Source organism: Enterobacterales bacterium endosymbiont of Anomoneura mori (assembly GCF_047159375.1).
GTDB lineage: Bacteria > Pseudomonadota > Gammaproteobacteria > Enterobacterales > Enterobacteriaceae_A.
The window spans coordinates 188,407-209,836 of sequence record NZ_AP031381.1 but is presented as its reverse complement, the minus strand read 5'-3'; the positions used below and the strand labels follow the sequence as shown (position 1 = coordinate 209,836).

Below are 21,430 nucleotides of genomic sequence, written 5' to 3'. Positions count from 1 at the left end.
TAAAATGTAATATTTATCTTTTAATTTTTTTTTTAACCAAGTTTTTTTTTTCATTTATTTAATTTAAATATTTTTTATTTTTAATATTTTAAAAAAAATTATAATAATTAATTTAATAAAAATATATAACAATTAAATTAATAAATAACTATTAATATAATAAAAATGAAAAAAAAATATATATATAAAAAAAATTTTATTTTTAATATTATTAAAAAAGATTTAATATGTAAAAAATATAAAACAATAACTACAAGATTTCCACCAGAACCAAATGGTTTTTTACATATTGGTCATGCTAAATCTATTTTTTTAAATTTAAATATAGCAAAAAAATATAATGGAAAATGTAATTTACGTTTTGATGATACTAATCCAAATTCTGAAAATTTAAAATATATTAAATTTATTATAAAAGATATAAAATGGTTAGGATTTAAAATTATTAATAATATTTATTATACTTCTGATTATTTTAATATAATTTATAAATATGCAAAAGAATTAATTAAAAAAAATTTAGCATATGTTGATGAATTATCAAAAAATAAAATTCATAAATATAGAGGTACTTTAACTAAACCAGGTAAAATAAGTCCATTTAGAAATAGGAGTATTAAAGAAAATTTATATATGTTTAAAAAAATGAAATATGGATATTTCCCAGAAGGTGCTGCTTGTTTACGTGCAAAAATTAATATGTCTTCATTTAATATTGTTATGAGAGATCCAATATTATATAGAATTAAATATATTAAACATTTTAAAACTAATAAAACATGGTGTATTTATCCAACTTATGATTTTTCTCATTGTATTTCTGATTCATTAGAAAAAATTACTCATTCTTTATGTACATTAGAATTTTTAGATAATCGTATTTTATATAATTGGATACTAGATAATATTACAAAAAAATTTAATCCTTGTCAATATGAATTTTCTAGATTAAATTTAACTTACTATATATTATCTAAAAGAAAATTAAAATTTTTAGTTAAAAATAAATTTGTTAATAATTGGGACGATCCAAGAATGCCAACATTATCTGGTTTAAAATGTAAAGGTTATAGTTCAAATTCTATTTATAATTTTTGCAAAAATATTGGTATAACTAATCAAGAAAGTTTAATTAATATTGAAACATTAGAACATTATGTTAGAAATGATTTAAATAAAAAATCATTACATTATATGGGAGTAATTGATCCATTAATAATTATTATTAAAAATATGGGTAAACATATAGAAATGATTTTAATGTTAAAAAATCCTAAAAATATTAAAGAAGGTTATCGTATTGTTCCATTTAGTAAAAAAATTTATATTGATAAATCTGATTATAAAGAAAAATTTGATAAAAATTATAAACGTTTAATTTTAGGTAGAAAAATAAGATTAAGAAATTCATATGTAATTAAAGCAAAAAAAATTATTAAAAATATATGTGGAAATATTAAAAAAATTTATTGTATTTATTATTATAATACTTTAAATAAAAAAATAAAAATTAATAATAAATCAATTAATGTAATTCATTGGGTTTCTAAAAAACATTCAATACCTGTAACTATTAATTTATATAATCATTTATTTAAAGTTCCTAATCCTGGAAAATATAAAAATATTATTTCAATAATTAATCCTAATTCTTTAATTATTAAAAATAGTTATGTAGAACCAAATTTATATTATTTAAAAAATTATAATTCATTTCAACTTGAACGTATAGGTTATTTTTGTTTAGTTAAAACTAAATATAAAAATAATTTAATTTTTAATAGAATTATTAAATTAAAAAAATATTAAAAAATTTTTTTTAACTTAAAAATATTTAATATTATAATTAAATTTATTATATTTTAAATTAATAAAAAAAATTAATATTTATATAATTAATATTATTTTAAAAAATGAGGTATATTATTAATAAAAGACAAATAATATTTGATACTGAAACAACAGGTTTAAATAAATTTGGATTATATTATATAGGACATCGTATTATTGAAATTGGAGCAATAGAATTAATAAATAGAAAATTTACAGGGAAAATTTTTCATTCTTACTTAAATCCAAATAGACCAATTGATCCTGAAGCTTTAGCTATACATGGAATAAGTAATAAATTTTTAAATGATAAAAAAAAATTTAAAGATATTTATAAAGAATTTTTAAAATTAATTTATGGAGCCGATTTAATTGCTCATAATGCAATGTTTGATGTTAATTTTATAAATTATGAATTTTCATTACTTAATAAAAATATACCAAAAATAGAAACAATTTGTAATGTAATTGATACTTTATCAATGGCAAGAAAAATTTTTCCTGGAAAAAACAATAATTTAAACTCTTTATGCGAAAGATATGAAATAGATTTAAGTAAACGTGTTTTTCATAGTGCTTTAACTGATGCAAAATTATTATCAAAAATTTATTTATTAATGACAGGAGGACAAAAAAAAATTAAAATAAATGATAAAAAATATAAAAATAATAAAATATTAAAAAAAACTAAAATAATATATGCTAATAAAAAAGAAATTTTAGAAAATATAAATTTTTTAAATTATATTAAAAAAAATTTTTAAATATTTAAAAATAAATATTTAAAAATTTATTTATTTATTTATAAATAAAAAAAATTTAAAATATTTTAATTTTTATTTATAATAATATGATAATATTTATTAAAAAAATTAAAAAATTGTTATATTATTTATATATATAAAACAAATAAATTTATATTTATAAAAATTTTTTTAAAAAATATATTTATTTTAATATTTTTAAATTAATTTAATTTTAATAATTAATTTATTAATTTAAAAATATAAATTTATTTTATTAATAATTTTAAAAATTTTAAAATTATTAATAAAATAAATTTATTATGTTATTTAAACGATATAAAAAATTTTTTTTTTTAATTAAATATATAATATTATTAATATCAGGTGTATTTATTTTACCTGTTATAACAATACGTAAAGGCATACATATATCATACATATTTAAATAAAATTCATTTTTAATTTTTTTTATTATATTTTTAATATTATTATATGACCAAAAATTAATTTTTTTAATTTTATTATAAATTATTATAAATAATTTTAAATTATTTTTTTTTTTTATAATTTTTTCAATTATTTTATAATTTAATATAATATTATTATTATAAATATAATTACATGAATCAACTATTTCATTTAAATTATTAGAATGTTTTATAAATAATTTAATTATTTTTTTTAAATTTTTTTTATTATTAATATTTATATTTTTTTTTTTAAAATATGGTAAAATTTTAAATTTTATTTTTTTAATATCTATATTATTTATATAATATCTATTAATCCAATTTAATTTTTTAATATCAAAAATACTTGAAGATTTAATAAAGTTTTTTATATTAAAATATTTTATCATATCTTTTAATGTAAATATTTCTTTATTTTTATATGACCAACCAAGTTTAAAAATATAATTAATTAAAGCTTCTGATAAATAACCATTTTTTTTATATTCATTTATACTATTAATATTATATCTTTTAGATAATTTTTTACCATCATTTCCTAAAATTAAAGATACATGAAAATATTTAGGAATTTTAGCACCTAATTGTTTTAATATATTTATTTGTCTTGGAGTATTATTAATATGTTCTACACCTCTAATTATATGAGTAATATTCATATCTAAATCATCTATAATAGAACAAAAATTATATGTAGGAATATTATTTTCTCTACAAATTATTAAATCATCTAATTCTTTATTATTAACTTTAATTAAACCTCTTATTTCATCATTAAAAAAAACATTACCTTTTTCTGGATTACAAAAACGTACTACATATTTTTTATTTTTTATATTTTTAATATTTTTATATAAACAAAATTTATCATAACGAGGTTTTATATTATTAATAATTTGATAATTTCTTAATTTTTTTAAACGTTCTTTAGAACAATAACATTTATATGCACTACCTTGTTTTAACATTTTATATATAACTTTTTTATACCTATATAAATTGTTAGATTGAAAAAAAGGACCTTTATCCCAATTAATTTTTAACCATTTTAATCCTTCTAAAATAGAATTAATTGATTTAATATTTGAACGTTTAATATCAGTATCTTCTATTCTTAATATAAATTTACCTTTATTACAACGACTTAATAACCATGAATATAATGCTGTACGTGCTCCACCAATATGTAATAATCCTGTAGGACTTGGTGCAAATCTTGTTATAATTTTCATAATATTATATTTAATATTTATTTTTAAATTATTATTTATTTATATTATTTTTAATATTTTATAATAAAATAAAATTATTTATTTTTAAATTATTTTTTTTTTATATATATTAATATTTTAAGTTATTTTATTAATTTCTTTAATAATATTTTTAAATATAATTTTATTATTTTTAATTCCAATACATATATTATTATATCCTTTTATTAATAATTTAATTGAATATGAACCCATACGAAAACCTAAAATTCTATCATATGAAATTGGTTTTCCACCACGTTGAATATAACCTAAAACTACTGTTTTAACTTCAAATTTTATTTTTTTTCTAATATATTTTGAAAGTTTTTTTATATTATAAATATTTTCTGTAATAGCTATTATTATATTATTAATTCCTTTTAATAATTTTAATTTAATTTCATAAATTAAATTTTTAATATTAAAATTTATTTCAGGAATTATGAAAAATTCACATTTTCCAGCAATAGCACTAGCAATTGTTAAATTGCCACAATATCTTCCCATTATTTCTATAATAAATATACTTTTATGTGAACATGCAGTATCACGAATACGATCTATTGCTTCTACTATTGTTTCTAAAGCAGTAAAATAACCTATAGAATAATCTGTACATATAACATCATTATCAATTGTTCCTGGTAAACAAATACAAGAAAAACCTTCTTTTATTAAATATTTAGAACCAATATAAGAACCATTACCACCTATAATTATTAATGAATCTATTTTTTTTTTTTTTAAATTATCAATTGCTTTAATTCTTATATTTTTATTTTCAAATTCTTTAAATCTTGAAGACCTCAAAAAAGTACCACCAATATTTATTAGATTTATTTTTTTATTTTTAATTATTTCTTTAATATTATTTTTATATAAACCTTTAAAACCATTATAAATTCCAAATACTTTAATTTTATTAATAAAAGCGGTTTTTAAAATTCCATTTATAGCAGCATTCATTCCAGGTGAATCACCACCACTTGTTAATATTCCAATAATTTTCATTTTATTTATATTTATAAAATAATAAATATTATTATAATAATATTTACTTAAAAACTATAATAATAATATATAAAAAATAAATAATTATTTTATAAAGGAATTTATAATGAATAAAAAAAAAATATTAAAAGAAAAAAATGAAAAAATTTTAAAATATTTAATTAATATTAAAAAAAAAATAAATTATAAAAAAAAAAAAATTCGTTTAGAAGAAATAAATTATAAATTAAAAAATCCTGATTTTTGGAGTAATAATTTATTTTTAGAATTAAAAGAAGAATTTATTTTAATTAAAAATATATTTAAAAAAATTAATTTTTTAAAAGATAATATATTTAATAATTTTAAATTATTAAAAATATTTGAAAAAACAAAAGATGAAAAAATTTTTGATGTTATTAAAAATAATTTAAATTATTTAAAAAAAAAAATCAACAATTTAGAAGAAAAATGTTTTTTTTTAGGTAAAAATGATAAACTTAATTGTTTTATAAATATTAAAGCAGGTTCTGGAGGAATTGATTCACAAAATTGGTGTAATATATTATTTAAAATGTATTTAAATTGGGCAGAAAAAAAAAATTTTAAAATTAAATTTATAGAAAAAAAAATTAATAATAATATAGGTATTAAATCAATTACTATGAAAATTATTGGTAATAATGCATATGGTTGGTTACGTACTGAAACTGGAATACATAGATTAGTTAGAAAAAATCCATTTAATAATAATAAACGACATACTTCTTTTAGTTCAGTTTATGTATATCCAGAAATAAATGATAATATTAATATAAATTATAATTATTCTGATTTGCGTATTGATTTATATCGTTCTTCAGGTGCAGGTGGTCAACATATAAATAAAACTGAATCTGCAGTAAGAATAAAACATTTACCAACAAATATTTATGTTCAATGTCAAAATAGTCGTTCACAACATAAAAATAAAAAAAATGCTCTTAAAAAATTAAATTTAAAATTATTAAATTTAGAATTTTTAAAAAAAAAAAATATTAAAAAAAAAATAGAAGATAATAAAAAAAATATTTCTTGGAGTAATCAAATACGTTCATATATTCTTGATAATTCTATAATTAAAGATATTCGAACAAATTATCAAATTAATAATGTGAAAAATATAACAAATATTAATTTAGATTTATTTATTAAAGCTAGTTTAAAAGCAGGGTTATAAAAATGATAGTTAAAAAAATATATTTATATATTAATTATAAATTAAAAAAAAATTATTTAAAAAAAAAAAAAAATATATTTAAAAATTTTAAACGTATTGATATATCTAATGAAATACATAATAAATATAATAAAAAAAATATAAAAGAATTAAATAAAAAAAAAATAAGTGTTGCAGGTAGAATTATGAATCTTAGAATAATGGGTTCTGCTTCTTTTGTTAAATTAAAAGATATGGGAGGATATATTCAATTATATATTACAAAAAATAAAATATCAAAAAAAATATATGAAAAACAATTTAAAAAATGTAAATTAGGTGATATTTTAGGAGTAAAAGGGTTTTTATTTAAAACAAAAACTGGAGAATTATCAATTTTTTGTAATAAATTATATATATTAAAAAAATCTTTACGTTTATTACCAAATAAATTTAATAAAATTTTAGATAATGAAATAAAATATAGACAACGTTATTTAGATTTAATTATTAATAATAATTCTTATAATATTTTTAAAATTCGTTCTAAAATTATTTTTTATATTCGTAATTATATGAATAAAAATAAATTTATTGAAGTTGAAACCCCAATGTTACAAACAATTCCTGGAGGTGCTATTGCAAAACCTTTTATAACTTATCATAATTATTTAAATATAAAAATGTATTTACGTATTTCACCAGAATTATATTTAAAACGTTTAGTAATTGGAGGTTTTGAAAGAGTTTATGAAATTAATAAAAATTTTCGTAATGAAGGAATATCTTCAAAACATAATCCAGAATTTACTATGATGGAACTTTATATGGCATATGCAGATTATAAAATTTTAATTAAATTTATTGAATCTTTATTTAAAAAAATAGTTATTAAATTATTTAATAAAAAAAAAATATTATATAAAAATAAATTATTAGATTTTAATAAACCTTTTAAAAAAATTACAATGATAAAATCAATTAAAAAATATTATAAATATATTAATATTAAATATATTTTTAATATTTTTTATTTAAAGAAAATTTTAAAATCTATTAATATAAAAATTAAAAAACATTTTAAAATTGGAAATATTATAAATAATTTATTTGAAATTTTAGTTATACATAAATTATTAAAACCAACATTTATTACTGAATATCCAATTGAAATATCTCCTTTATCTAAAAGAAAATATAATAATTCAAGTATTGCAGAAAGATTTGAATTATTTATTGGAGGAATTGAAATTTGTAATGGTTTTTCAGAATTAAATAATTCTAAAGATCAAAATGAACGTTTTAAAGAACAAATAAAAACTAATAAAAATAAAAATAATATTATATATAATGATAAAGAATTTATTAAAGCTTTAGAATATGGCTTACCTCCAACTGCTGGTTTAGGTATAGGTATTGATAGAATAATAATGATATTAACTAATAGTAATTCAATTCGTGATGTTATATTATTTCCAACTATGAAACAATTATAAATTTTTAAAATATTTTATTAATTAATAAATATTAATTATATTTAATAATATATTTTTATAATAAATTATATTGTAAAAATATATATTAAAAAATATAATTATAACAGCGGGATAGAGCAGAGGTAGCTCGTCGGGCTCATAACCCGAAGGTCGTTGGTTCAATTCCAACTCCCGCGAAAAAATATTATATAATTTATATATATATTTATATATTTTAATATATATACTAATTATTTATAGTATTTTAAAATAAATAAAATTTTTTATTAAATATTTAAAATTTTTTTTGGAATTTAAATGATTAATAATAATTCTAAAAATATAAAAATTTTAAAAGGTTTAGATATAGTACGTAAATGTCCTGGAATGTATATTGGAAGTACTGAAAATGGAGATGGCTTTCATCATATGGTTTTTGAAGTTATTGATAATTCTATAGATGAAACTATTATTGGAAAATGTAATAAAATTGTAGTTACTATTCATAATGATAATTCAATATCAATTCAAGATAATGGACGTGGTATACCTACAAGTATACATCCTGAAGAAAAAATTTCAATAGCAGAAATAATTATGACTATTTTACATTCTGGAAGTAAATTTAATAATAATTTAAATGAAACTACAGGTGGTTTGCATGGAGTTGGTATTTCAGTTGTAAATGCTTTATCAAAAAAATTAAAATTAATTATTTATAGAAATAATAAAATTTATAAACAAATTTTTTTAAATGGTATACCTAAAAATAAATTAAAAATAATAAAAAAAACTACTAAAAATGGAACAAGTATTCGTTTTTGGCCTAGTTTTTTAATATTTACTAATATTATTAATTTTGATTATAATATTATTTTAAAATATTTACATAAATTAACATTTTTAAATTGTTTAATTTCAATATATTTAAGAGATGAAAGAAATAATAAAAAAGATTTTTTAAAACATTTTGGAGGTTTAAAATCATTTATAAAATTTATTAATAAAAATAATAATTTAATTCATAAAAAAATTTTTAAAATTTCAATAATTAAAAATAATGTAAAAATTAAACTTGTTTTACAATGGAATTATAATAATAATAAAAAAATTTATTGTTTTACTAATAATGTTCAACAAATTGATGGTGGTAGTCATTTATCTGGATTGAAATATGCTATTATTAAAATTTTTAATAATTTTATATTTAAAAATAAAAATATTAAAAAAAAAAAAAAAATTTCTTTAAATGATGAAATATGTTCTGGTTTAGTAAGTATTATTTCAGTAAAATTAAATAATCCTAAATTTTCTTCTCAAACAAAAGATAAATTAGTTTCATTAAAAGTTAAAAAAATTATTGAATTAGTAGTAATTAAAAAATTAACAAAATTTTTAAATAAATATAAAAATATTAAAAAAAATATAATAAAAAAAATTATAAATTTATATAAATCAAAAGAAATAGAACGTAAATCACGTGAAATTTCACGTAAAAAAGATTTAATAAATTTAAATTTAATAAGTAAATTAGCAAATTGTCAAGAAAATAATCCTATTTTTTCTGAATTATATTTAGTTGAAGGAGATTCAGCAGGAGGATCTGCTAAACAAGGTAGAGATCGTAAAACTCAAGCAATTTTACCATTAAAAGGTAAAATATTAAATGTTGAAAAAGCAAATTTTAATAAAATAATAAATTCTCAAGAAATAATTTCTTTAGTATCTGCAATAGGTGGTTTTATTGAAAAAGAAAAATATAATATTAATAAAATTAAATATAATAAAATTATAATTATGACAGATGCTGATATTGATGGATCGCATATACGTACTTTATTATTAACGTTTTTTTATAGACAAATACCTGAAATTATTAAAAAAGGTTTTATTTATATTGCACAACCTCCATTATATAAAATAAAAATTAAAAATAAAAAATATTATGTTAAAGATGATAAAAATATGAATAAATATAAAATAAATATTGCTTTAGAAAATACTATTTTGTATAATAAAAAAAATATAAATTTTAAAAAAAAATCTTTAAAAAAATTAATTTATGAATATTTAATTATTAAAAAAAAAATTAAAAATATTAATAAAAAATATCCATATGATTTAATTATTAATTTATTAAATTTATCTTTTTATATAGGATTAAATAATTTTAATAATTATAAAATTATTAAAAAATGGTTATTAATGTTAGTTAATAAAATTAATAAAATATTAAAAAAAAATTCTATTTATTATACATTTAAAATTGTTAAAAATATTAAAAAAAAAATTTTTGAACCATTATTTTGTAAAAATATATATGGTAATAATATATATTATAAAATAAATATTGAATTTTTTAATAGTATTGAATATAAAAAAATTTTTTTTTTAAATAATAAATTATATTTAATGTTTTTAAATTATGCAATAATTAATAGAAAAAATAATACTAAATTAGTTTCTTCTTTTGAAGAGACTTTAAATTGGTTATTTAAAGAAATTTTAAAAGATTTAAATATTAAAAGATATAAAGGTCTTGGAGAAATGAATCCTGAACAATTATGGGAAAGTACTATGAATCCTAAAAATAGAAATATGTTAAATGTAACTATTAAAGATTCTATATATGCGAATAAATTATTTAATATTTTAATGGGTGATAATGTTGAAATAAGACGTAATTTTATAAAAAACAATGCTTTAAATATATTAAATATTGATATTTAATAAAATATTTAAATTTTAAAAATATCTTTTTTAAAAAAAGTTAATTTATAAGCTGGATTTTGTCTTGAGCAGTAATTTTTCTAAATTAATAATTACTTATTAATTTTAGCAGTTAACCCTGAATTTAGTATGAGCAATACAATTCATATTTAACTTTGCTCTAAGTGGAGTTTACATAATTCAAATTGTTACCAATTTGGTAATTATTAATTTTTCACCCTTATTTTTCTATAATTTATTTATAGTAGGTTTATTTTCTGTTGCACTATTCGTAAAATATCCCAGTTATTATCTGGCACTCTGCTCTTTAGAGTCCAGACTTTCCTCCTTTATATTTAAAGGTTACTGCTTAATTAACTTATATTTATTATAACATTTTAAAATAAATAATTCAAATTAATATTTTTTCATATTTAATTTTAAAAAAAATAATAAAAATATTAAATATAATTAAATATTTTTTTTAAAATAAAATATGAATAAAATTTTATTTTTAAAAAAATATATTATTTATATTTAAATATTTAATAAAAATAAATTTATTATATAATTATATAAAAAATATAAAAATTTTTATTATTAATTTATATAAATTTATAAAAAAATTAAAAAATTTTTTTTATATATTTTTAAAAATTATAAATAAAAATTTAAAAATATAAAAAATATAAAAAATAATAAATATTTATTAAATTAATTGAAATAAATATAATAATTAATTTTTATTTATAAATATAAAAAAATTAAATTTAAAAATTATTAATAATAATGTTATAGGTAAAAATTTACAATTAAAATTAAAAATAATTAATATAATTTTTTTAAATTAAATATTTTTAAAAAATAATTTAATTATAATTATTATTTAGGAGATATTATTAAAAAATTATGAAAATAAACCGTATAATGTTTCCTGTTAGCTTAGTATTATTTGAATTAATAGTATATATTACAAATGATATGATGCAACCTGCAATGGTTGAAGTAGTTAAATATTTTCATGCTGGAATTGAATGGATTCCTACATCTTTAACAGCATATTTATCTGGTGGAATGTGTTTACAATGGTTATTTGGACCATTATCTGATAAATATGGTAGACGTCCTATAATGTTTTTTGGTGTATGTTTTTTTATTTTTAGTTGTTTATTAATAACATTTACTGTTAATATCAAACAATTTATTTTAGTAAGATTTTTACAAGGTATGGGATTATGTTTTATTGGTACTGTAGGATATACTACAATACAAGAATCTTATGATGAAAAAACTTGTATTAAATTAATTGCAATAATGGCAAATATTGCTTTATCAGCACCATTATTTGGACCTTTAGGAGGTGCATTTATAATTAAAATATGTCCATGGCAAGGTATGTTTGTAGGTTTTTCATTAATTGCTCTTTTATCATTAATAGGTTTATTTAATTTTATGCCTGAACCCCCAATAAATAAAAAAAATAATATTACTTCTATTAATTTATTTAAAAATTATAAATTTTTATTTAAAGATTTTAAATTTTTATGTGGTGCATTTTCTATAGGTTTTGCTAATGTACCATTAATTGTTTGGATCGCAATTTCTCCAGTAATTTTAATGAGTAAAGACAAATTAACAATGCTTTCTTATGCAATTTTACAAATGCCTGTATTTATAGGATTAATATTTGGAAATTTTACATTAAGTTTTTTAAGTAAATTAAAGAATTTAGAAGATTTAATAAAATTTGCCGGTAAACCTTTAGTAATTGGTTTAATACTTGCTGTATGTTCTATGTTTATTAAAGTTCATTCATCTTTATTCTTAACAACTAGTTTAGGTATTTATGCATTTGGACTTGGTATTGCTAATCCTTGTTTAACTAGAATAACATTATTTACAAATAATTTTAGAAAAGGAAGTGTTTCAGCAATTATGGGAATGATTACTATTTTAATTTTAATATCAAATATTGAATTTTCAAAAAAAATTTTTTTATGGAAAGGTGTAAATGCATTTAATTTTTTAAATATGTTAAATGGTTTTTTATGGTTATTTTTTATTATATTATTTTTTAAACAAAATAGAAATAATTTATTATTATTAAATAATATAAAAAAAAAATAATTTTTTAAATTTTAGGGTCTATTAAATTTTATTAATTATAAAATTTAATAGACTATTATTTAAAAACTATTTACATATTAATATTAATAATTTTTCAATTTCATTCCAAAATAATTTACTATTATCATTTTTTAATAAATTTTCAATTTTAGATAAAAGTAAAAATGCATTATTTAAATTATTTAAAGATATTCTATTAATAGCTTTATAATATAATATTATATTATTATAATGTATTTTATATTTATTAAATATTTTAATATTTTTTTTAATATTTTTTATAAATTTTATTTTCATAAGAAAAATTAATTCATTTTTTAATATATATATTAATAAAATAGGTTTATTATTTTTTTTAAATGTATTTTTATAAATATTTAAAGAATTATTAATATTTCCAATAAGTAAATTTTTAATTAAATTTAAATTATTATAACAAGAAACATTATAAATTATTTTTTTAATATTATTTATATTAATGTTTCCACAAGGATATATTAAAAATAATAATTTTAAAAATTGTGATAATTCTAATAAATTTCCTATAAAATTTTCTAAAAGAATATTATTAGATTTTAAATCTAATTTTATATTCATTTTTTTAATTTGAAAATTTTTATATTTAATAAAATTTTTTAAACAATATTTATTACAATTAATTTTAATTATATAATTATATATATTTTTGTTAATTAAAAAATTTTTCAATAAATCTACTAATTGTGAAATAATTAATACTATTATAAATTCTTTACAAAATATTTCTATTAATTTAATTAAATAATTTAATATTATAATATTTATTTTTTCTTCAAATTCTAAAAATAATATTCTTTTTTTAATTAAAAATTTTTTTTTTTTTAAATTTAAAAAAATATTTTTCCAATTAATATTTTTATTAATTTTAATATTTATATATTCATTATATTTTTTAAAAAAAAATTTTTTAATTAAACTTTTATATTTATTTATTAAAAAAATATCATTACCATAAAATAAATAAATTTTAAATTTTTTATTATTAATAATTTTATTTTTTTTATATATATTTATATTCATAATATTTAAAAATAATAAATTAATAATATAAAATATTTTAATTTTTTTTAATATTTTAATAATTAAAATTAAGATTTTAAAATTATATTAAATATTTTATTTGAAATATATATAATTTTATAAATATTTTTAAAATTTATTTTTTTATTAAAAAATTTTTTTTTTATTTTTTTTAAAATATTTTCTTTTTTTAAATCTTTTTTAATTAATATATTATTATAAAATTTTCCATTTATTTGTATTATTATATTTATTTTTTTTTTAATTAAAAAAAATTTATTAAAAATTGGCCATGAAACAAAATCTATATCATCTTTTTCATATAATAATTTCCATAATTTAAAACATATATGAGGAACAAAAGGGTTAAGTAAACGAATTAATATTAATAAAAATTCATGAAAAATATAATCATTAATATAATTATTTTTTTTAAAATAATTTAATTTATTTACAAATTTCATTATTTTAGAAATTGCAGTATTAAAATGTTGACGTTTTTCAATATCATAAGTTATTTTATAAATAATTTTATGAATAAAAAAAAATATTTTTTTTTGTTTTTTATTTAATATTAAAATTTTTAAAGGTTTCAATTTTTTATTTTTAATATGATCAATAACCATTTTCCAAATTCTTTTTAAAAATCTATAAATTCCTATTAATTGAGATTCTTTCCATTCTAATTCCATTTCTATTGGTGATGCAAACATAATAAAAAGTCTAACAGTATCAGCACCATATTTTTTAATAATTATTTTAGGATCAACACCATTATTTTTAGATTTTGACATTTTAATCATTCCTGCATATTTAACTTTATTACCTTCTTTATCTGTTAATAAAATATTTTTTTTATTATTATTATATTTTATATTTATTTTATTTTTATTAATCCAAATTTTTTCATTTTTTTTATTAAAATAATAAAATGCTTCTGATAACACCATACCTTGACAAATTAATTTTTTAGCTGGTTCATTAGTATTAACTAAACCAAAATCTCTAAATAATTTATGAAAAAATCTAAAATATAATAAATGCATTACAGAATGTTCAATACCACCAATATATTGATCTATAGGTAACCAATAATTTATAGATTTTAAATTTATAATACTTTTGTTATATTTTGGAGATGTATATCTTATATAATACCAAGAAGATTCTATAAATGTATCAAAAGTATCTATATTAAATTTAATATATTTATTATTATATAAAATTTTAAACCATTTAAAATTAAATTTTAAAAAATTTTTAATATTATTTATTAAAATATTTTCTGGTAATATAATAGGTAATTGTTTTTTTAAAATAATAATATTTTTTTTATTATTTATTATTGGTATTGGTGCACCCCAATATCTTTGTCTAGAAATATTCCAATCATGTAATTTATAAAAAGTTTTTTTTTTATAAATATTTAAATTAATTAATATATTTGAAATAATATTATTTTTATTTATATTATTTAATTTATCAAATTTTAATAAATCTAAAAATATATTTTTTTTAATTATTAATTTATTTAAAATATTTTTTTTAAATTTAATTTGAATATTATATTTTTTTGCAAATTTAAAATCAAAAATATTATTTTTAGGTATTGCTAAATTTGAATTATAAAGATTATAAAATAAATTACAATTTACAATCCATATAGGTAATTTTTTTTTTGTAATAGGATGAATTGCAAATAAATTAGTAAATATTCCTTTAGAATTAATATTATAATTATTATATTTATTTTTATATTTATAAATAAATTGTTTAATTTTAATATTTTTTTTAGATTCTTTAATTGAAAATAAATTACTTAAAGAAATCATAATATATGTTACATTCATAAAATTATCTAAACTATTAGATAATATTTTTATTTTTTTATTATTATTAAAAATTTCAAAAATAATTTCTATAGTATTAATTTTACCAATCCAATTCTTTTGCATATTTTTAACTTTTTTTGGCCAATATTTTAAATGTTTTAAATCATTTAATAGTTGTTCAGCATAATTAGTAATCTTTATAAAATATTGTGATAAATTTTTTTTTTTAATTTTATTATCACAACGCCAACATTTATTATTTATTACTTGTTCATTTGCAAGTACTGTTTTATCATATTCACACCAATTTACTAAAGTTTTTTTTTTATAAATTAATTTTTTTTCATATAATTTTAAAAAAAACCATTGTTCCCATTTATAATATTCTGGTTTACATGTTATAATTTCTCTATCCCAATCATAAGAAAATCCTAAAGATTGAAGTTGTTTTTTCATATTTTTAATATTTTTATAAGTCCAAATTGAAGGTGAAATATTATTTATAATAGCAGATGTTTCAGCAGGTAATCCAAAAGCATCCCAACCCATAGGTTGCATAACATTTTTACCTTTCATTCTTTGAAATCTAGAAATTACATCGCCAATAGTATAATTTCTAACATGTCCCATATGTAATTTACCAGAAGGATAAGGAATCATACATAAAACATAATATTTTTTTTTTTTATTATTTTCATTAACATTAAAAAATTTTTTTTTTAACCAATATTTTTGAACATTTTTTTCTATATTTTTAAATAAATATTTTTTATACATTATTAATACCTTTTAATATAAAAAATTATTTTAATAATATTTAAATAAATATTTATATTATTTTTAAAATTAATAATTATTTAAGTTTTATCTTACATAATAATATTACGAATATCTGATAATAAATAACTTATTTTTTTTATAAAACGTGCACCATCAGCTCCATCAATAGCTCTATGATCAAAAGAAAGTGAAATTGGTAACATTATTTTTGGTTTAAATTCTTTATTATTCCAAATTGGTTCTACAGAAGATCTTGAAATACCTAATATTGAAACTTCTGGTGCGTTAATAATTGGTGTAAAATATTTTGTTCCAATATGTCCTAAACTAGAAATTGTAAAACAACTATCACTAATTTCATTATTATTTAAAATTCCTTTTCTAGCTTTATTAGAAATATCAATTAATTCTTCTGAAATTTTAATAATATTTTTATTTTTAATATTTTTGATAACTGGAACTATTAAACCTTTATTTGTTTCAACAGCAATTCCAATATTAATATATTTATTTATTTTTAAATATTCATTATTTTTAGATAATATACTATTAAATTTTGGCATTTTATTTAAAACAATTGCAACTGCTTTTATAATAAATACTAAAGGTGTAATTTTTACTTTTTTTTTTTTTTTTAAAAATTCTTCATTTTTTTTATTTCTAAATTTTTCTAAATTAGTAATATCAATTTTATCAAAAATTGTAACATGTGGAATTGTCATCCAATTTTTTAATAATTTTTTACCTGATATTTTTTGTATATTACTTAATTTTATATTTTCAATATTTTTATTAATTATAAAAATATTATTTTTATCATTTTTTTTATCTTCATATATTTTATTATTTTTTTTTTTATTAATATATAATTGAATATCTTCTTTAGTAATTCTTCCTTTTAAACCAGTTCCTTTTATTTTATTTAAATCAATATTAAATTCGCGTGATAAACTTTTAATTAACGGACTTGCATATATTTCATTAATAATATTATTTTCTTGAACAATTTTTTTTTTGAATATATTATTTATTTTTTCATTTTTTTCATTATCAATAATAAAAAGTAAAGAATCAGTTTTAACTTTATCACCTATATTAATTTTTATTTCTTTAACTATACCTGAAAAATCAGATGGAATCTCTAAAGAAGTTTTATCTCCTTCAATAGTAAGAAGAGATTGTTTTTTTTTAATATTTTCTCCAATTTTAACTAAAATATTTGTAACTTCAAATTCATCATTACTAATATTTGGTAATTTTATTTCAATTAACATTTTTTCCTTTTTTATAATAATCTTGGATTATTTTTTTTAATATTAATATTAAATTTAAATATATAATCTTCGATTATATTTTTATTAATTATTTTATTTTTATATAATAAATTTAAAGATGCAATTACAATATAAAATGAATCAATTTCGAAATAATAACGTAAATTTTTTCTACTATCTGAACGTCCATAACCATCAGTACCTAAAGAATAATAATTATTATTATATATAAATTTAGATATTTGTTCAGTAAATAATTTTATATAATCAGAAGATGCTACTGTAGGTATATTTTTTAATATTTTTTGTATATAAGGTTTTTTAGGATTTTTTTTAGGATTTAATATATTCCAACGTTCACAATCTTGACCATCTCTAGCTAATTCTGTAAAAGAAGTTACACTAAAAATATCAGAAGATATATTATATTCATTAAATAATATATAAGAAGCTTTTCTAATATTTCTTAAAATTGCTCCAGAACCTAAAAGTTGTATTTTTTTATTACTTCCTTTTAAACTTTCTAATTTATAAATACCTTTTAAAATTCCATATTTAAAATTATTATAAAATTTTGGCATAATATAATTTTCATTAGTTACAGTTATATAATAATAAATATTTTCTTTATTTTTTCCATACATACGATTAATACCATCTTGTATAATTATAACTAATTCATATGCATATGCTGGATCATATGAAATACAACTTGGAATAGTTAAAGAATAAATATGACTATGTCCATCTTCATGTTGTAAACCTTCACCATTTAAAGTTGTTCTTCCTGAAGTTGCACCAATTAAAAATCCTCTAGCTTGTTGATCTGCTGCTGCCCATAATAAATCTCCAATACGTTGAAATCCAAACATTGAATAAAAAATATAAAATGGAATCATTTGTAAATTATTTGTACTATATGAAGTAGCAGCTGCTATCCATGAAGAAATTGCTCCAGATTCATTTATTCCTTCTTGTAATATTTGTCCTGTTTTATCTTCTTTATAATATGAAAATTTATTAATATCTTGAGGTATATATTTTTGACCATTTGAATTATAAATTCCAATTTGTTTAAATAAATCTTCCATACCAAAAGTTCTTGCTTCGTCCGAAATTATTGGAACTATAAATTTTTTAATATATATATCATTTAATAATATTTTTAATATTTTTATAAAAATTGTTGTAGTAGATATTTTTTTTTTTTGTTTTTTTAATAATTCTTTAAAATTTTTAATATTTATAATATTAAAATTATTTTTAATGAAATTTAAACGTTTTGGAATAAAACCATTTAATAATTTTCTACATTTTATAATATATTTATATTCTTTAGAATCTTTATTAAATTTTATATATTCTAAATTTTTAATTTTTTTATCAGAAATTTTTAATTTTAAATTATTTTTAAAATAATGTAAATCTTCAATATTCATATTTTTAACTTGATGAGCTATATTTTGACTTTCAAAATTTTTACCCATTCCATAACCTTTAATAGTATGTACTAAAATAACAACAGGTTTATTATAATTTTTTTGAGCATTTTTAATAACTGTATAAATTTTTTTAAAATCATGACCACCTCGATTTAATTTTAAAATTTCTTCATCTTTCATATGTTTTGTTAATTCATAAGTTTCTTTATAACGTCCAAAAAAGTTTTTACGTATATATGAAATATCTTTAGTTAAAAAATTTTGATAATCTCCATCATTTGTTTCATTTAATAATTTTAATAATTTTCCAGTTTTATCTTTTTTTAATAATTTGTCCCAATTACTATCCCAAATCAATTTTAAAACTTTCCAATTAGCTCCTAAAAAAATATTTTCTAATTCATTTATAATTTTACCATTTCCATTTACAGGACCATCTAAACGTTGTAAATTACAATTAATAATAAATATTAAATTATTTAATTTTTCTCTAGAAGCAATTGTTATAACACCTTTTGATTCTGGTTCATCCATTTCTCCGTCACCAAGAAAAACATATACTTTTTGTTTACTAGTATCTTTTAAAGAACGATTATTAAGATATTTTAAAAATTTAGCTTGATAAATAGCATTTATAGCACTTAATCCCATTGATACAGTTGGAAATTGCCAAAAATTTGGCATTAATCTTGGATGAGGATATGAACATAAACCTTTTTTAAAAATTTCTTGTCTAAAATTATTTAAATGATTTTCATTTATTCTACCTTCTATAAATGAACGTGAATAAATTCCTGGTGAAGTATGACCTTGAAAATAAATAATATCTCCACTATTATTTTTATTAGAAGCATTAAAAATATGATTAAAACAAACTTCATAAAAAATAGCAATTGATTGATATGTTGCTATATGACCACCTAAATCTAATTTTTTTTTTGATGCTTTCAATATTGTAATTATTGCATTCCAACGAATAATTGAACAAATTTTTTTTTCTATTTCTAAATTTCCAGGATACTTTAAATCATCTTTATAATTTATTGTGTTAATATAATTATTATTTTTTATATTATTAAAAATATCAATATTAATTTTATATACATGCTTTATAATTTTATTAATTAAATAATTTAAACGTTTTTTACCATCTTTTTTAATTATTAAATCAGCTGATTGTAACCATTCGTTAGTTTCAACAATATCAATATCATATTTTTCTTTAAACATTTTAACCTTTTAAATTAAAATTTAATATTTGAAAATATTTAATAATTATTAAATTTTTATTTTTAATTTTTTATTTAAAATGAAAATATATAAAATTATTATTTAAAATAATAATTAATTATATTTTTTAAAATATATCTATTGACATTTTTATTAAATAAAATATATTGATGTATTCGCCCAGATAGCTCAGTTGGCAGAGCAGTGGACTGAAGATCCTCGTGTCCTTGGTTCAATTCCAAGTTTGGGCATTAAATTTATATAAAAATAAAATTTAAATAAAATAATTTTTTGAAAATTAAATAAAATTATTAAAGATAATTAAAATTTATATATTTCCATAATTTAATATTATTTAAAATATTTAAATAAGGAATTTCGCCTAAAAAATTTATAGATAAATTTTTTTTTAAAGTATTAATATATTCTTTATGATATATTAATGGTTTATTAATATTATTAGCAACCCATCCTTTTATTTTTAATCCTGTTTTTTTAATTATATCTAAAGTTAATAATGCATGATTAATACATCCTAATTTAATTCCTACAACTAAAATAATTGATATATTTTCTTTTATAACCCAATCTGAAAATTTTTTAATATTAGAAATTGGAGTATACCAACCTCCAGAACCTTCAATAATAATCCAATTTGCTTTTTTTTCAATATTTCTTAATTTAGATGATATTTCATAAAATGAAATTGGATTTTTAATTCTTTTACTAACTATATTAGGAGATGTATTATCTAAAAAATTATATGGATTAATTTTATTATAATACAATTTAATATTACTATTTTCTTTTAATAATAATGCATCATTATTTCTTAATCCGTATTTAGTAATTTTACTACCAGAAGATATTGGTTTATATCCTATACTTTTATAACCAATTTTTTTAGCAAATTGTAATAAAGCAATACTAAAAATAGTTTTACCAACTTTTGTATCAGTACCAGTAATAAAATATTTTTTCATTTAAAAATTTTTAATTTATAATATAAAAATTA

Annotated in this window: 13 protein-coding genes, 2 tRNA genes and 1 other RNA gene; 8 read left to right on the top strand and 8 right to left on the bottom strand. The window is 15.7% G+C overall.

Going from position 1 to position 21,430, the window contains the following annotated elements; translation table 11 throughout:
* Positions 1 to 165 precede the first annotated feature (165 nt).
* Together glnS and dnaQ are read left to right on the top strand one after the other, a co-directional pair.
* Positions 166 to 1,809, top strand: a complete 1,644-nt coding sequence (gene glnS, locus ACMCL3_RS01105; RefSeq protein ID WP_412728739.1) for a glutamine--tRNA ligase — start codon at positions 166 to 168, stop codon at positions 1,807 to 1,809.
* A 104-nt stretch (positions 1,810 to 1,913) separates the two neighbouring features.
* Positions 1,914 to 2,594: a DNA polymerase III subunit epsilon gene (gene dnaQ, locus ACMCL3_RS01100; RefSeq protein ID WP_412728738.1), complete on the top strand. Its 681-nt coding sequence runs from the start codon at positions 1,914 to 1,916 to the stop codon at positions 2,592 to 2,594.
* A 283-nt stretch (positions 2,595 to 2,877) separates the two neighbouring features.
* Here dnaQ and gltX read toward each other — a convergent pair whose 3' ends face one another.
* Both gltX and ACMCL3_RS01090 read right to left on the bottom strand, forming a co-directional pair.
* Positions 2,878 to 4,278 (bottom strand): glutamate--tRNA ligase, encoded by a 1,401-nt coding sequence (gene gltX / locus ACMCL3_RS01095; RefSeq protein WP_412728737.1) that lies wholly within the window; start codon positions 4,276 to 4,278, stop codon positions 2,878 to 2,880.
* 117 nt (positions 4,279 to 4,395) lie between these two features.
* On the bottom strand, positions 4,396 to 5,310 hold the full coding sequence (locus ACMCL3_RS01090; protein ID WP_412728736.1) for an ATP-dependent 6-phosphofructokinase: 915 nt from the start codon (positions 5,308 to 5,310) through the stop codon (positions 4,396 to 4,398).
* Positions 5,311 to 5,416: 106 nt separating this feature from the next.
* Between ACMCL3_RS01090 and prfB the strand changes: the two genes are divergently transcribed.
* The 4 genes from prfB (at position 5,417) to ACMCL3_RS01070 (ending at position 10,692) form a co-directional block, all read left to right on the top strand.
* Positions 5,417 to 6,508 (top strand): peptide chain release factor 2, encoded by a 1,092-nt coding sequence (gene prfB / locus ACMCL3_RS01085; protein ID WP_412728735.1) that lies wholly within the window; start codon positions 5,417 to 5,419, stop codon positions 6,506 to 6,508.
* Between the two features lie 2 nt (positions 6,509 to 6,510).
* Positions 6,511 to 7,983, top strand: a complete 1,473-nt coding sequence (gene lysS, locus ACMCL3_RS01080) for a lysine--tRNA ligase (protein ID WP_412728734.1) — start codon at positions 6,511 to 6,513, stop codon at positions 7,981 to 7,983.
* Between the two features lie 105 nt (positions 7,984 to 8,088).
* Positions 8,089 to 8,160, top strand: a tRNA-Met gene (locus ACMCL3_RS01075).
* A 120-nt stretch (positions 8,161 to 8,280) separates the two neighbouring features.
* Positions 8,281 to 10,692, top strand: coding sequence for a DNA gyrase subunit B (locus ACMCL3_RS01070; protein ID WP_412728733.1), 2,412 nt, complete (start codon positions 8,281 to 8,283; stop codon positions 10,690 to 10,692).
* 32 nt (positions 10,693 to 10,724) lie between these two features.
* On the opposite strand, the gene rnpB is transcribed toward ACMCL3_RS01070, so the two are convergent.
* An RNA gene (gene rnpB, locus ACMCL3_RS01065) (RNase P RNA component class A) lies at positions 10,725 to 11,053 on the bottom strand.
* 545 nt (positions 11,054 to 11,598) lie between these two features.
* On the opposite strand from rnpB, the gene ACMCL3_RS01060 reads away from it, so the two are divergent.
* A complete protein-coding gene (locus ACMCL3_RS01060) occupies positions 11,599 to 12,798 on the top strand; it encodes an MFS transporter (RefSeq protein ID WP_412728732.1) in 1,200 nt (399 codons plus the stop codon).
* A 66-nt stretch (positions 12,799 to 12,864) separates the two neighbouring features.
* On the opposite strand, the gene holA is transcribed toward ACMCL3_RS01060, so the two are convergent.
* From holA to aceE, 4 genes are all read right to left on the bottom strand, one after another.
* Entirely contained in the window at positions 12,865 to 13,857 is a 993-nt protein-coding gene (gene holA, locus ACMCL3_RS01055; protein WP_412728731.1) for a DNA polymerase III subunit delta, read from the bottom strand.
* Positions 13,858 to 13,925: 68 nt separating this feature from the next.
* Positions 13,926 to 16,466, bottom strand: coding sequence for a leucine--tRNA ligase (gene leuS / locus ACMCL3_RS01050; RefSeq protein WP_412728730.1), 2,541 nt, complete (start codon positions 16,464 to 16,466; stop codon positions 13,926 to 13,928).
* Positions 16,467 to 16,558: 92 nt separating this feature from the next.
* On the bottom strand, positions 16,559 to 17,743 hold the full coding sequence (locus ACMCL3_RS01045; RefSeq protein ID WP_412728729.1) for a 2-oxo acid dehydrogenase subunit E2: 1,185 nt from the start codon (positions 17,741 to 17,743) through the stop codon (positions 16,559 to 16,561).
* Between the two features lie 11 nt (positions 17,744 to 17,754).
* Positions 17,755 to 20,415 carry a pyruvate dehydrogenase (acetyl-transferring), homodimeric type gene (gene aceE / locus ACMCL3_RS01040; RefSeq protein ID WP_412728728.1) on the bottom strand — a complete coding sequence of 887 codons (2,661 nt, stop codon included), beginning with the start codon at positions 20,413 to 20,415 and terminating at the stop codon, positions 17,755 to 17,757.
* 178 nt (positions 20,416 to 20,593) lie between these two features.
* On the opposite strand from aceE, the gene ACMCL3_RS01035 reads away from it, so the two are divergent.
* Positions 20,594 to 20,666: transfer RNA gene (locus tag ACMCL3_RS01035), tRNA-Phe, on the top strand.
* A 60-nt stretch (positions 20,667 to 20,726) separates the two neighbouring features.
* Here ACMCL3_RS01035 and bioD read toward each other — a convergent pair.
* Complete coding sequence (gene bioD, locus ACMCL3_RS01030) at positions 20,727 to 21,398, bottom strand: dethiobiotin synthase (protein ID WP_412728727.1); 672 nt, start codon at positions 21,396 to 21,398, stop codon at positions 20,727 to 20,729.
* Between the last annotated feature and the right edge of the window lie 32 nt (positions 21,399 to 21,430).